Genomic DNA, 14,538 nt, shown 5'->3' on the forward strand with positions numbered 1-14,538 from the left:
GGAAATATTCAGAATTTATGCCCCGTTCTGTGATCACCGCTGTGCTTGCTGTGCTGACTGCGTTGCTCTTAGTGGCATGCGGTGGACCCGGTTTCAGCAAGGCAACCGTCGCGCAGGCCCTGACCATTCAGTTACAGACGGCCACCCGTCAGCTCAATCAGCAATTGCATTTGCCCCCTGAAGGCAGTGGCCCAATCGAGGTGAGTGCAGTCAAGGTGACGGGGCGCGAACCGATTGAAGTAGCAGGCTTACCGGGTTACCGAGTCACTGGCACCTGCACATTGCATCTTAAGGTGCCAGGGCAGCAGGTCCGGGTGCCCGATTCTGCCTTTGAGGTCTATTTACAGCAGCAGCGGGAGGGTAAAAGCTGGCGTCTAGCCCGCCCTCGGATTGGTACGGAACCAGGGGCAACTGAGGACTGGGATTTAGTCGTGCTAAGTCCCTAAAATTCTCCGTTTTCTCCTGAATCACAGCTCAATTACACTGCGAAGGCGAAAACAGTTCAAAAAACGCTTCGGGTTATTGAATTTCTGTCAAGTTTCGGGCTTAGATCCTGGAGAATCAAGGCTATTCTGGTATGGAGATTTCTAGGGAGTGGCAATGCTAAAGCACCGATGGCTGGCGTTGGTTGCTGGAACAGCTTTACTGATGGGAGGCTGTGACAGCCTTTCCTCTTCAGGTGAGGGCGATACGGCACCGACTGCACCAGAGGCCAGTCCTGCAGGTGTACCGGCTGGGGTACCTGAAGCAGCCGCGCCCACCCCTGTTGCCACTGCTGCATCGCCGACCCCCCTGCCACGCTCTGCGGTGGCAGCTAATGGTTTGATTCCAGTCACGAATCCCCAAGATCGGCTGCGCAGCATCCAACCAGGCATCACCACTGGACGCAGCGACCCCTTCGCTACCGTTGCGGTTAGCCCTGTTGCCATACCGGTGGCAGCCCCTGCTGCCGTTAATCCTGTTCCCAGAGTGATTCCTAGAAGTGTGCCTCGGGATGTTGAGGATGACGGTGGGAATGACAATAACACTGATATCCCTAGCCCGGCTGTGGTGCCGGTGCGTCCCCCGGAGCCGCAGCCAGTCCTAGCCCCTCAAGTCGCAGTGACAGGGATCGTGCAGCTGCCAGCAGGCGTTTATGCTCTAGTCAGAGCTCCTCAAGAATCAACCTCTCGCTATGTACGGGTGGGCGAGCGCTTCTCGGATGGAAATCTACTGCTCAAGCGAGTCGACATGAACCGTTTCCCGCGGCCCGTAGCTGTGATCGAAGAAGTGGGCAAAGAAGTAGAACGGGAAGTGGGCTCTCAACCAGTAGGAGCGCAGCAAGGCGCCTAGAAGCTCGCCTGGTCTGAGGCTAACTCAACAAACAAATAACAAGCTTGCCGGTCAGCAATTTAAGCTGGCTGGCAATGTGTTTATAGAAGCAAATTGACTGGACGCTATTTAGCCCTAGTTTATTGAGTTGCTCTTGAGTTGTTTAGATTGCTCCATTACTCTACCAAGCTAGTTATTCAACCAAGCTGGATGAGCCATTAGGGCAGCTAGGACTTGAACTCCTCGCAGCTGATTGGACAAGGGCAGGTGACCTTTAGGAGCCGTGGTGTTCCAGATAAATTCTTGAGGATAGCGGGTCCAGCGGTTGTTCTGCTTCCAGCCAATTTTGGGCCAAAACTTTTCCCAATTCTTGCCCACGCTAAGCCAAAGCTCACGTTGGACGGAGAAACCAAACTTGCCCTCCGAATGAGCCAGCCATAATGCATTAATTGTGCGTAAATCAGCGTTAGGCAAGCGCTCAACATCAGTGAAATAGAGCCAGCCCCGGTTGGCCGATAAGGGACCTGCCAGCATACAAAGCAGTTGCAGGGTGAGCTTATCGGCAGCCAGAAAATCCTGTTGAACCAGAAGGTTCTGTAGCGGCACATAGTCTACGCCACGCTCTGAAGCCAACTCGACAGTGGGATGGTGTTGCATAAGCTCGAGCAATGAGCCTCTGTTGAGAAAAAAATGCGGTGGGTCTCAGCTTTGGTGTGAGCCCACCGCAGAGTCTGGAGTGAACTAGAACTTCATCGAGCCAACGCTGGAACCGGTTCGTCGACTCCCTCAATCCGATCTTCGATCTCCTGATAGAGCTCGCGGAGCTGCTCTAAGTTGCTTTCTGAGGTTTCCCAATAGCCGCGACCGTTAGCTTCTAGCAAAGTGGCAACGATCTTACGGAACGAATGAGGGTTGAGGTTTTTTAGACGCTCTCGCATCGCCTCATCCTTAATGTAAACCTCGTTGGACTCTTCGTAGACCCAGTTGTCTACAGCGCCTGCGGTTGCAGACCAGCCCATCGTGTTTACTAGGCGCTTGGAGATTTCGCGTACGCCTTCGTAGCCGTGGCTGAGCAGACCCTCATACCACTTGGGATTGAGCATCTTGGTGCGAGCGTCGAGCCGAACAGTTTCCGATAGAGTCCGCACCTGTGCATTAGCCGTGGTGGTATCCGCCATGTAGGAAGACGGGGTCCTACCATCCTTACGCAGAGAAGCAACTACTTTGGTGGGATCTGAGTCGAAGTAGTGGCTGACATCCGTGAGGCTGATCTCAGAAGAGTCCAGGTTCTGGAAGGTGACATCCACGGTTTTGAGCGCCGATTCAAAGATCTGCCGCTGCTGGGTGTTGCTGACCTCAGCACCGAAGGCAAAAGACTTACGAGAGAGATACATCTCTTGTAGTTCTTGCTCATTCTCCCAAGTGCTGTTTTCTACTGCCAGGTTGACGTTGGCGGCATAGGAACCAGAGGAGTTGGAGAACACACGCGTTGCAGCTTGACGCGGCGTAATGCCCAATTCGTGAGCCTGAACCATGACGTGCTTGCGCACGAAGTTCATCTCCAGAGGCTCTTCGGCTTCGGCGGCCAGTTTCACCGCCTTGTCCAGCAGATCCATCTGATTGATGAACAGATCGCGGAAGACGCCAGAACAGTTCACCACCACATCAATGCGAGGGCGACCCAACTCTTCCAACGAAATCAACTCCAGCCTGTTCATGCGACCCAGAGAGTCAGGGAGCGGACGTACACCGATCATCCACAGGATTTGCGCCAGGGACTCGCCGTAGGTCTTGATGTTGTCTGTGCCCCAGAGAACGCAGGAAATGGTTTCTGGATAGTGACCGTTGTTCTCCGCCCGCTGACGGTCGAGCAAGCGGTCTACGACCACCTTGGCTGACTGCACTGCCGCACTAGTTGGAATCGACTGCGGATCCAAGGCGTGCATATTCTTGCCTGTAGGCAGCACACCAGGATTGCGGATTGGGTCGCCCCCAGGACCGGGCACGATGTAATCGCCTTCCAGCGCCTTGAGCAAACCACCCAGTTCGTTGTCAGCGACGATCTGTTTGAGGCAATTTTCCAAGAACTCAAACATAGGCTTGACTTCCTCAGGGTCAACCTTGGTGTAGCCAGCAGCATGTAAAGCTTCCAGCCAGGGCTCTTTCTTGCCCATGTTGAAGAAGTTTAGCCGTGAGACTTTAGAAACCCGCCCATCAGCATCGGTTTGCTCTTTTACTAGCGCCGCCGCCGCCGCTGTAATTGCCGCACGGATATGTTGCAGCAGATCAACATCGGCTAGATTGCCTCGGTCGTTGCCCTTATAGACCTCGTCAAGATCGCGACCAATGCTTTCGCACAGCAGCCGTGGAAGACCTCTGACCCCTTCTTCTGGCCGGTCAAAGCTAGCAATGCTGGCTAAAACATCAACCGAGTCCTCAGCCGTGGGCGCCTGTCCAACCACATGCAGACCGCAGGGCAGAACCCGCGATTCTATTTCCATCAGCTTGACGTAGACACGACCAATGATGGCATCGCGCTCTTCTAAGCTGAGGCTAGCAGTGTCCTGCTCAGGCAACTCAATGTCTTTATCCAGGTTGACCTGGCGAGCCTTCTCAACAATCGTGTTGACGATGGCAACGCCGCGTCCGCCTTCGCGCAGTTCCTTGTAGGAACCGATCAGTTCGCTGAGTTCCTGCAAGCCACGGTACAGACCAGCCTTCTCGGGCGCTGGTGTGAGGTAACTGATTGTGGTCGCGTAGCCCCGGCGCTTAGCGATCGTGCCTTCGGATGGGTTGTTAACTGCGTAGTAATAAATGTTGGGCATCGTGCCGATCAGCTGATCCGGGTAGCAAGCTCCCGAGAGACCAATCTGCTTACCAGGCATGAACTCCAGTGAGCCGTGAGTGCCAAAGTGCAGCACAGCATCGGCTTTCCAAATCTCGTTCAGATAAGTGTAGTAGGCAGCGAAGCCGTGGTGCGGCGAGCAGGACTTCGAGAACAGCAAGCGCATGGGGTCGCCTTCGTAGCCAAAAGTCGGCTGTACGCCTACAAAAACATTGCCGTAATGCTTGCCGTAAACCAGCAGGTTTTGGCCATCGGAGTTGAGGTGACCTGGCGCCGGTCCCCACTGCGCGGCAATGCTTTCGTAATAGGGAGTTTTTTCTTCGTAGTCGCGTACCGAGAGCTTAGCGGCCACATTGAGCGTAGGGCTACCGACTTGCGCCTGTGCGTCGTGCAGCACATCTTCCATCAGCTGCGCAGGGCTTTGGGGAAAGTCCTGAACGTCATAGCCGTTGCTCTTCAGGGCATCAATCACCTTATGGATTGAGGCAAACACGTCCAGATAGGCTGCCGTTCCCACGTTGCCCTTATCCGGCGGAAAGCTGAACACTGTGATCGCAACTTTCTTGTCGATCTTGGGTTTACGGCGCAGTTTGGCCCACTTAACCGCCCGCTGAGCCAGCAACTCAACTCGATCTTTAAGTGGGATAGCTTTGCCCGTAACGCCATCGCGTCCGGAGAAGATTAAGGGGTCAATGGCACCATCGAGTTCAGGCAGAGCCACTTGCAGAGCCACCTGAATCGGGTGCAAACCAAGGTCGCTTTCTTCCCACTCTTCAGTGGTCTGAAACACGAGGGGCAGAGCCACCATGTAGGGCCGATTGAGGCGCTTGAGCGCTTCCACCGCTTTCGGATGATCTTGACGGGCAGGACCACCGACCAGCGCAAAGCCAGTCAGGGAGACGACCGTATCAACTACAGCCTTGCGATCGTCGCCTTTGCCCGGCTCATAGAAAAAGGCTTCTACTGGCTTCGAGAAATCAAGTCCACCTGCGAACACTGGAATAACGCGCACGCCCCGGCTTTCGAACTCCGAGACTGTGCAGACGTAGTGAGCGTCATCGCCAGTCACAAGGTGAGTGCGTTGTAAAACCAGACCAATGCAAGGCGCTAATGGATCTTTGAGATCGGCAGAGATATCCGTACGGGCGTTGTACCAGGCCCAATAGTCGCGAACATCCTCGAACATGCGAGGGGAAAGGGGATGCCAGATCCCCAGATCCGGGTATTCAATCGGCGCGTTGAAAGTCAGTTTCTTGCCTTGCAGAGCAGGGACATACTTGTCCGCCAGCATCAACAAAAAGTTTTCCAAATTGCCCTGAGAGCCACCCAGCCAATATTGAATGCTCAACATAAAGTTGCGAGCATCCTGGGCTTTATCAATGGGCATGTACTTCAAGATCTTGGGCAAAGTCTGCACCAGCTTGAGCATGCCGTCTTGAAAAGAAGCGCCTGATTTTTCTTTGCGCTTCTTCATGAACTGCCCGATGGCGCTTTTAGACTGGCCCAGATTTGCCATGCTGAAAGAGCCCAGTTTGTTCAACCGCATCACCTGCGGCATTGAGGGGAACACCAGGCAAACATCCAGCCGTGGGCGGTGAGGCTCTACAGCTTCAACCACCTTGTTGGCAATATCTTCAATAAAAATGAGGGATGCAAAAAAGACGTTGGCCTCAGCCACGTCCCGTTTAAAAGACTCATAGTTTGCTGCATCCCGCAGCTCTTCAACCAGGTAGCCGCTAACTTCTACAGCCAGATCCGGGTGGTTAGAATTAATGCTTTGAACGGCGGCAGACAGGGCGCTCTGGTACTGCGGCTCCAACACGACATAAACCACCTTCATCAGGACCCGGCTGCCTAAATTAGCAGGCTGCAGATGCCGGGCAGCCGGTGTGAAGGCATGGGTGAGCATAGTCAAGTCGAACTCCTTTACAGTCTTTACACAGGGCCTGACGGGTTTCGGTAAGGAGCGCACTTAGTCTGCGCCACACACCTGAAAAGGCATGCAGACCGGGAATTTCAGTGTTCTGCCCACGGGCTCTACACATGAATCGTTGTATCAGAAACCCGGTCCCACTAGGCGTTCCAGCGCTGAACCGAAATAATTTGATAGGAAGAGCGAAACACTTCTTTGCATTTCCTAAGAGTGAATGCTCACAAGAAAATTAAGTTATCTTAATTTGCCAAAAAACGCAAAAAGGTTTTAGTCAAATGCATATCAACACTAGTCATGTCAAGCCTGAACTTTAGATGGTGAAACTAGAAAATGAGCAGCAAACGCTTCATCTAAAGCTGGGTTTCCGGTCCAGGGGCGACTATTCTAGAGGGTAAAAAGCAGCGTCCCCTAAGCCTAAGAGTGAGGTTTCATGAGCGTAACTGCAGGTCCCCCAACTCACACGCCTCAGATTCAATTCGGTACCGATGGCTGGCGTGGGATTATCGCTGATGATTTCACCTTTCCTAACGTGCGGAAGGTGACTCGGGCCATTGCCAAGTATCTCGAAACTGCCTACAGCAAAGATCGGCCCGTCCTTATTGGCTACGATACTCGTTTTCTGGCCGACCAGTTTGCCCTGGTGGCGGCTGATGTTTTGGCTTCGTTAGGTTGGACGGTTAAGATTTCCGACCGGGACTGTCCTACACCGGTCATTGCCTATAGTGCTCGTCACCTAAACTCTGCTGGGGCCTTGATGTTCACAGCCAGCCACAACCCGGCTCCCTACTGTGGCATCAAGTACATTCCAGACTACGCCGGTCCCGCTACGCCTGAAATTACGGATGCGATCGTGGCGAATCTGAGCGGCTCCAGTGACGAGGGACCGGACAATGTGCCTCGGGATAAGATTTCCCAGTTCGATCCAAAGCCAGAGTATCTGCAATTTATTTATGGACTGATCGATGTTGAGCGCATCCGCGCCGCTCAGCTTAAGGTTCGCTACGACGCGCTCTATTCCACCTCGCGCGGCTACGTTGATACGGTGCTGGAGCACTGCGGTTGCGATACAGCGAGCTATCACACCTACCGCGACGTGTTGTTCGGCGGCGGCATGCCAGAGCCTAAGGGTGATCAGTTAGTTGAGTTGGTAGAAGCAGTCAAATCCTCAGGAGCCGATATTGGTCTAGCAACTGACGGAGACAGTGACCGTTTCGGCATCGTGGATGAACTGGGCAATGTGCTCACCCCTAACACGGTGTTGTTAATTCTGGCCCGACATCTAGTCAAGAACCGTGGCAAGTCTGGTGCCATCGTCCGCACTGTCGCTACCACCCATCTGCTCGACAATCTGGCAGCCAAGTACGGCCTAGAGATCTACGAAACCCCGGTGGGCTTCAAGTACGTGGGTGAGAAGATGCGGCAAACTCAGGTGCTGATTGGTGGCGAAGAATCTGGAGGCTTGAGCATCGTCGGTCACATCCCCGAAAAAGATGGCATCCTTGCCGACATGTTGATGGTGGAAGTGATCGCCTACGAAGGCAAACCTTTGTCGCAAATTGTGGAAGAAGTCACTGCCGAAGCAGGAGGCCCTCTCTACAACCAGCGCCTAGACCTTCATTTGAGCAATCCGCACAAAGCAGCAGTGATGGAATCGTTCCGCAACAACCCACCTAGCGAAGTTGCAGGCATAGCCGTCAAAGAAGTGGGTCGCAAAGATGGCGTCAAACTTTATCTAGAAAACGGCTCCTGGATTCTGCTGCGTCCTTCGGGGACCGAGCCCCTGATGCGGGTTTATTTGGAAACCCACTCCGTTGAGCAAGAGAGCCAGATCGCAGCCGCCATGGATCAGCTGATCCATCAGATCGAGGCTGTGCCTGCTTAGGTTAGCTCTCGGTTCTGGTCCTACCCACTCAAGGTTCTACAACTCAAACAAACCAGCCGCCAGAACTTTTCGTTCTGGCGGCTCATTTCAAGCAGGCAGACTCTCAGCGACGCAAGACCTCAATGCGTACCGGAGCAACCCCTGATTGAACGAGACCGAGGACCCGAGCGGCAGCCGTCGATAAGTCGATTACCCGTCCGCGAGCATAGGGGCCCCGGTCAGTAATACGAACGACAACTGAGCGACCATTGCTGCGATTCACAACCCGGACTCTGGTACCAAAAGGCAAGCTACGGTGGGCCGCAGTCATCGCATTTTGGTTGAACACCTCACCACTGGCACTGCGATTGCCGTGGAATCCAGGCCCATACCAGGAAGCAATGCCACTAGCCAGAACTCGGAAAGAGCGAACTGCCAAACCGATACCAGAATTCCGAGCTTGACCCAGTACATTCTGGCGGGCCTGACCCAGCACATTTTGCCTTAGGGGCGGCGCATTGCCGAGCAGCCTTCGCAGACGATTGGCTGCTTGGAGCGCATCGTCTGAACGATTGCGGGTAGCATCAGCCAGCCGCACGTTTTCGGCAAAACCAAGTAGCACTTGATCGTCTAGCCTGATCTGGTATTGGTTTTGAGCCTCAGACCAAACCAGAGCAATAGACCTAGCATCAAAATCGGAACGGCTTAAGGCGTTAATTCGAGCCGCAACCTCCGTGGCTTGCCAAACTGGGTTCTGAGCCGTGTTATCTGAGCGACTCTCACCTCTTGCTCCCGAACCGTTGAGAGTCAAGAAGGTCACAATTGGAATATCACGCACGTAGAGGGTCGCGGCGGCACGACCTTCCCAGGTGTGGGGCTGAATGCGAGCAACTAGATCGGCCGGTTGCTCATCAGCTTGCTGTGATTGGCGAGCGCCAACTTTCGTCACCTCTGACTTCATCACCTCCGACTTCTGCCCTTCAAGAGCAGATGGTTGAGGCACCTGAGCGTCAATCATGGCAAACGCTGCAATCGGGGCATGAGCCGGGAACTTCGCAGCGGTGATGGCGTCTGTTTCGTCAGTTCCTGAAGCTGGAGCAATTGGTTGTGAAGCTATGACTCCAGCTACCGAGTCCCCGGAGGGAGAAGTGATTGAGGCAGGGGCGGCGCTGCTTTGAAGAGCGCTGTTTTGCTCAAGAGCGGGCTGAGCAGGGGCAAGATTACCGCCCGCGTCGATGATGCCAACTTTTTTGTCTGAGGAACTGTCCTGGTCTTCTGCCTGGACGGGGGCGCTAGATACTGCGCCGTGAGCGGTCGAGATTAGCAGGGCAGTGACCAGGCTGCCCCAAAATTGATGGTTCATACTTCCGTGAGGAACAACGTCATCAGGGAGTGCCGCTGACCGTAGAGGGGTCAGTTTTAACAGCACTCGGGCTAACTCAGAGTCGTCGTCTAAGCCGTACTTGCTCCGCTTTTGTCCATTAGTTTTGAACTGCAATAGACTAGCATGAAGTTTCTGTTACGGGGATCAGAGGAATCCATAGTCTCAGGTTAGATTTATTGATCCTTAAAAAGACAAAACCGTAGGAGATCAGGTGGAGACAAGGGTTTCAGCCTGCAAGCATTTCTCCCCATTTCTGGGGTCCTTTAACAAAGCTTTACATTTTCTGTGAGCATGATCACGTCATACTCGGGAGTCTGAACCCTGAAAAGGAAGAGGGCATGGATTATCAGCAAGCAGGGGTCAATGTTGAGGCAGGCCGCGCATTTGTTGAACGCATCCGCTCAGCTGTCGAGGGCACCCGTCGACCCGGTGTTCTAGGAAACCTGGGTGGCTTTGGGGGATTATTTGAACTCCCCAGCGGCTATCGGCAACCCGTGTTGGTTTCTGGTACTGATGGCGTAGGCACCAAGTTGAAAATTGCCCAGGTCCTGGACCAGCACACCACGGTGGGCGTGGACTTGGTTGCGATGTGTGTCAACGATGTGCTCACGCTGGGGGCAGAGCCCCTGTTTTTTCTCGACTACCTGGCGACGGGCAAACTAGAGCCGGAACAGCTAGCTGACGTAGTCTCAGGCATTGCCACCGGTTGCCGCGACGCAGGGTGTGCTCTGCTGGGTGGCGAGACAGCTGAGATGCCCGGCTTTTATGGTGCTGGCGAGTATGACCTGGCGGGCTTCTGCGTAGGCATCGTTGAAAAAGACCAGGCGCTGGATGGCTCTCAGGTGCAAGTTGGCGACGTTGTCCTAGGACTAGCCAGCAGTGGCGTTCACAGTAACGGCTTTAGCCTGGTTCGCAAAATCGTTGAGATTTCTGGGCTGGATTGGCAACAGACGTTGCCTGAACTGGATCCAACGAGATCCATCGGCGAAGTGCTGCTCACGCCAACTCAGATTTATGTGCGGCCAGTCCTGGCAGCGCTCAAGTCAGGGCTGGAAATTCATGGCATGGCTCACATTACAGGCGGCGGTTTGCCTGAGAACCTACCTCGGTGCTTGGGAACCGGACAATCTGCTCAGGTCGAAGCGGGCTCTTGGCCCCTACCACCAGTCTTTCGTTGGCTATCAGAAGTGGGTGCGGTTCCGGAAGCAGAGATGTATCGCACCTTTAATATGGGTATTGGCTTCGCGGTGGTACTACCAGCAACACAAAGCGAAGCTGCTCAGCAGTGGTTTGTCAACCAGGGGTTAGCTGCTTATCGCATTGGTTCGATTATTCCAGGGGACAACCAGTTAACTGGCTTATTCTAGGGAGCCGTTACCATCCCCTTTCCCATCAAACTCTAAGCGTTCAAGCTCTGGGACAGTAGGGTTAACGATTGGCGCAGGATTGCGGACTACATTCAGCAGTTGGCCTAGCAGTGTTGCTAACTTGCCCTCTTCTAATAGGGTGTTGATTAGCGATAAGCCGCTGGTGGACAGAAGCAAGCGGTTGATATCTGGATTAGCACCATTGCCGTTGCTACTGCCATTGCCACCCGCACCTGGGAAGGCATAAACTCGGGCATCGCCCAAGACCCCCGGTTGAGGGGCAAGTGCTCTCAGCATCTCTGGTAACTGAGTCACCAGGTCAGGACCAAGAGCATTCAGCAGATTTTCTAGCAGGCGGGGATTGCTGATTGTGTTCTCTGCCAGGATTTTGGCGCGTGTCCCTTCAGCTTCGGCCAACAGTTTCTCGCGGGTAGCTTGGGCCAAAACGCGCAGAGATTCAGCTTCTAATTCAGCGGCTGCCTGAGCCACTTCGGCAGCACGACGACGACGAAAAGCGTCAATTTCTACCACGTTTTGTTCGCTCAGCCGTTTCTGCTCAGCCTGTTTTTCAGCGTCAATTAGGGCCAACCGTTTCTCACGATCGGCCTGCTCGATTGCAGTAGCAGTGACAACGCTGGCTTCTGCTTGAGCCCGGTTGGCCTCGGTGAGCAAACGCTCCCGTTGACGAGTGGCAACGTCGATCGCAGCTTCTTCCTGTACCAGGCGAGTTTGACGCTCGGCTTCTGCGACTCTAGCCCGAGCTTGAAACTGCGCCGACTCGATTGCTTGTTGACGGGCAATTTCTGCCGCCTCCGCCTCTTGACGCTGCACAACTTGGGTGACTTTGAGCTGTTTGTTACGCTCCTCTAGCGAGATATCCGCTTCTACTTGGCTTTGCTGCACTGCCAGTTTTTTGCGGATTTCTTCTTCCTCAACGCCCTGATCTTGAAGAATTTGTGTGCGTCGAGAAACTGCCAGCTCACGGGCCCGAGATTCTTGAATTTCGCGTTCCCGCTGGGCCTTGAGGGACTCTACTTGAAGCTGCTGCTCCAAGCGAGCACTTTCTTGTTGTTCTTTGATCTTGAGCGATTGTTTATGAGCATCTAGCTCGCGTTGCTCAATGCCAATCTGCACCTGCAATTCCACTTCGCGCTTTTGTTGGATCGAGCGCTGAATTGTCTCGGTGCGCAGGCGCACCCCTTGCGCATCGAAGAAGTTGTTTTCCTCATAGGTATCACTCTCTTCGATCTCGGAGATCGAAATATTGTTGAGCGTTAAGCCTAATTTCTCCAAGTCGGGCTGAATCAGATCCAGAACTTCCTGTGCAAAGCCCAACTTATCGGAGTCAATCTCAGACAAGCTCTTTTTCTTGGCCGCCGCTCGGATCGCATCATCCGCCTTCTTTTCAATCGCGTTTTTGATATTTTCAGGCGTGATCCGGTTGCTCTGAGAAAGACGAGCCGCCGCAGTTAGCACGTCCCCTTCTGAGGCATTGATATAGACAAAGAAGGTGGCGCGCATATCCGCCCGCAAGTAATCTTTGGTACGCACGGCGAGTTTGCCAGTCCGTTCGACATCGACCGAAATTTCGCGCAGCGGCACACGAGTCAGCTCATGAAAGCCAGGCAGAACAACGCAACCTCCATTGAGAACTACTTTTTTGCCTTTGCGAAATACGCCACCGGTCAAGACAAAGGCTTCATTCGTGGGGGTAATTGTATAGACTCTGGTGTAGGCCCAGGTTCCAATTAGCAGCAGTAGCAAAATGCCACCAATGCCCCCAGCCAAGACAACGCCTTCGCCTGCTACAGCCAATGGCATAGCAGGCGGCAAATAATCTACTGCGGCACTGCTCAACAGAGTTGGCTGTTGAGATAAGTTGGCAGGCTGATCAATAGGTTCAGCAGAGCTGTCAGTGACCGGTAAATTTTGCAGCAAAGTTAGCCAAAACTGCATAGAAAATCTCCTGGGCAGAGTCAAAAAAGATTAACGACTAGAATTGGTTTCAGGCATAACCGACTGCCAACGATCCTGATCAACGCTGTCTTTTAGGACAACAAAATAAAGACTGCGCTCAGGCGAAACGATTTGGCGGTCAATAATCAGAATTGGATTACCTCTTTTGGGCATACAGGTTGCCCATTCTGGCGTCACAGCGCTGAGGGTAACGCGATTTAGATGGGCGTCAATCACGTCAACTTGGCCAATTTTGCCAGTGCCAAAGACTGGAATTACAGCTGAGCCGACAGTGCCGCTGCGTCCTACTAACCGGGCCTCACTGGGATCCTCACCAAAACTCGCTAGAGCTGCACCAACCGGACGAGCCATCAGGCCGCCCAAGCACAAAGCACTTAGTAGCGAAGCGACGAATACACCCAGGCGAACAGGTCCAAACTCAGCTAGTTCTGCGAGTGATTTAGAAACCCAAGTATTGAGAACCCAACCGAAAACTCCCCATAGACTAAAGTCAGTAGCGAGCAAGAGTAGTAGGGGCGCTTTGCCAACGCCAAGTAAACCCAAGAAAGCAGTTCCACCAAAGCCGTCTGAGCCTTCAAGGTCTGCATCAGCGTCTAAATCGGCATCAGCATCTAAATCCTGATCACCCCCCCCAGTAAAAATCACAACGGCAAATAACAGCAGACCCATCCCTAAGAAAATCCAGTAGGGAAGATTAGTCGAGCTGAACAGCATAGAAGGTAGTGTGATTTAGCTCCAGGCTAACGCATCCCTACCGGCTGTCAGCAAATTTAAAGTTTTGTGCAGCTTTCTTTGTGAACTTTAAGAAAAACAGTTGGCTCTAGGCGACTCGCGCTTATGTTTTCTAAAACACATAATTTGTAGATTTCTAAGCCGGTTGCTGATCTTGCTAATCGGGGCTTCTGTTGTGGTCGGTTCAACACTGGACTCAGGGTTTAAACACTTAGACCTTAATCTGGCTTAATAGCGCTAAAAAAACTCTCTAGCAGCAGAGAGCTAGAGAGAGAACCGTCAACACGTATAAGCCTGTATCAGCCCGTACCTCTTACTGGGCAGGAGCAGCCTCACCTGTAGGCGAGGTCTGGTCTAGAGTAGGGTCAGCCGGGGCGAGATCTGTTTCACCTTGGGTGCTTGGCTCGACATCGTCCTGCTGCGGCAATTGTGTGGGGGCCTGCTGAACAGGAGCTTGTTGTGCGGGGGCTGACTGCTGAGGCACCGGCACAATCTCGCGCGTTCTTTCAATAATCGTTGTGGTCGCACTAGGCGCTGGGGTTTGCGTGACTGTTGGGACCGGGGTTGGGACCGGAGCAGGTGAAGCGCTGGGAACAACAATCGTAGATCTAGGGGCAGGTGCCGTAGCGGGGACCTGGTTATTGCGCTGATTCACATAAAGGATACTGCCCAGCACCAATCCTGTTAGACCCGTCAGCAATAGTCCCAACAGCAAGCCGCGAGCTGCGTTTTCATTATCGCGAGCAACCTGTCCTTCCTGTTGCAGGCGAGACTCCGTTACTCGCCCTTGTACATAGCCGTTGCGGTAAGACGCTCCGTCGGATATTACCCCTTGATCTGGCCCTCTGCCCTGGATGGTTTCAGAGGTGCGAGTTACATCCGTGTGGATCTTGCCACTAGCATCTTGGTAAACATCGCGACGGACTTCACGATTGTGAACTTCTCGATCATTAGAATTGGACATAGTGTTATTAACAGAACTCTTTTGAAGACCTTGAGATTTCGCTGTCGATACTGCCGGTTTAAGCTCTGAAGCTCTTTGAAGCTTAGGCTAGGTTCTTGGGTTATGCTTCGGTTGCTTCGGCTAATAGTAGTCACCCTGTTAATAATTAGACTTTAGTCCCTCGC

The 14,538-nt window shown here is 53.4% G+C and carries 10 protein-coding genes; 4 read left to right on the top strand and 6 right to left on the bottom strand.

Annotation, left to right across the window (positions count from 1 at the left end):
• Positions 1-17: 17 nt before the first annotated feature.
• Both H6F94_RS07525 and H6F94_RS07530 read left to right on the top strand, forming a co-directional pair.
• Positions 18-446, top strand: a complete 429-nt coding sequence (locus H6F94_RS07525) for a hypothetical protein (protein ID WP_190801595.1) — start codon at positions 18-20, stop codon at positions 444-446.
• Positions 447-600: 154 nt separating this feature from the next.
• Positions 601-1,332, top strand: coding sequence for a hypothetical protein (locus H6F94_RS07530; protein WP_190801596.1), 732 nt, complete (start codon positions 601-603; stop codon positions 1,330-1,332).
• 168 nt (positions 1,333-1,500) lie between these two features.
• Here the strand turns inward: H6F94_RS07530 and H6F94_RS07535 are convergent, their stop codons facing one another.
• Together H6F94_RS07535 and H6F94_RS07540 are read right to left on the bottom strand one after the other, a co-directional pair.
• Positions 1,501-1,968, bottom strand: coding sequence for a GUN4 domain-containing protein (locus H6F94_RS07535; protein ID WP_190801597.1), 468 nt, complete (start codon positions 1,966-1,968; stop codon positions 1,501-1,503).
• A gap of 92 nt (positions 1,969-2,060) precedes the next feature.
• Positions 2,061-6,065 (bottom strand): magnesium chelatase subunit H, encoded by a 4,005-nt coding sequence (locus H6F94_RS07540; protein ID WP_190801598.1) that lies wholly within the window; start codon positions 6,063-6,065, stop codon positions 2,061-2,063.
• Positions 6,066-6,519: 454 nt separating this feature from the next.
• Between H6F94_RS07540 and H6F94_RS07545 the strand changes: the two genes are divergently transcribed.
• A complete protein-coding gene (locus tag H6F94_RS07545) occupies positions 6,520-7,971 on the top strand; it encodes a phosphoglucomutase/phosphomannomutase family protein (protein WP_190801599.1) in 1,452 nt (483 codons plus the stop codon).
• Positions 7,972-8,074: 103 nt separating this feature from the next.
• On the opposite strand, the gene H6F94_RS31920 is transcribed toward H6F94_RS07545, so the two are convergent.
• Positions 8,075-9,448 (bottom strand): septal ring lytic transglycosylase RlpA family protein, encoded by a 1,374-nt coding sequence (locus tag H6F94_RS31920; RefSeq protein WP_206757709.1) that lies wholly within the window; start codon positions 9,446-9,448, stop codon positions 8,075-8,077.
• Between the two features lie 224 nt (positions 9,449-9,672).
• Between H6F94_RS31920 and purM the strand changes: the two genes are divergently transcribed.
• Positions 9,673-10,701 carry a phosphoribosylformylglycinamidine cyclo-ligase gene (gene purM, locus H6F94_RS07555; protein ID WP_190801600.1) on the top strand — a complete coding sequence of 343 codons (1,029 nt, stop codon included), beginning with the start codon at positions 9,673-9,675 and terminating at the stop codon, positions 10,699-10,701.
• Here the strand turns inward: purM and H6F94_RS07560 are convergent.
• From H6F94_RS07560 to H6F94_RS07570, 3 genes are all read right to left on the bottom strand, one after another.
• Complete coding sequence (locus H6F94_RS07560) at positions 10,693-12,657, bottom strand: flotillin family protein (RefSeq protein WP_190801601.1); 1,965 nt, start codon at positions 12,655-12,657, stop codon at positions 10,693-10,695. The two genes, purM and H6F94_RS07560, sit on opposite strands and share 9 nt — an antisense overlap.
• A 30-nt stretch (positions 12,658-12,687) precedes the next feature.
• Positions 12,688-13,392, bottom strand: a complete 705-nt coding sequence (locus H6F94_RS07565) for an OB-fold-containig protein (protein WP_190801602.1) — start codon at positions 13,390-13,392, stop codon at positions 12,688-12,690.
• A 331-nt stretch (positions 13,393-13,723) separates the two neighbouring features.
• Positions 13,724-14,374: a hypothetical protein gene (locus H6F94_RS07570; protein WP_190801603.1), complete on the bottom strand. Its 651-nt coding sequence runs from the start codon at positions 14,372-14,374 to the stop codon at positions 13,724-13,726.
• Between the last annotated feature and the right edge of the window lie 164 nt (positions 14,375-14,538).

The sequence above is a fragment of the Leptolyngbya sp. FACHB-261 genome (assembly GCF_014696065.1).
Classification (GTDB): Bacteria; Cyanobacteriota; Cyanobacteriia; order FACHB-261; family FACHB-261; genus FACHB-261.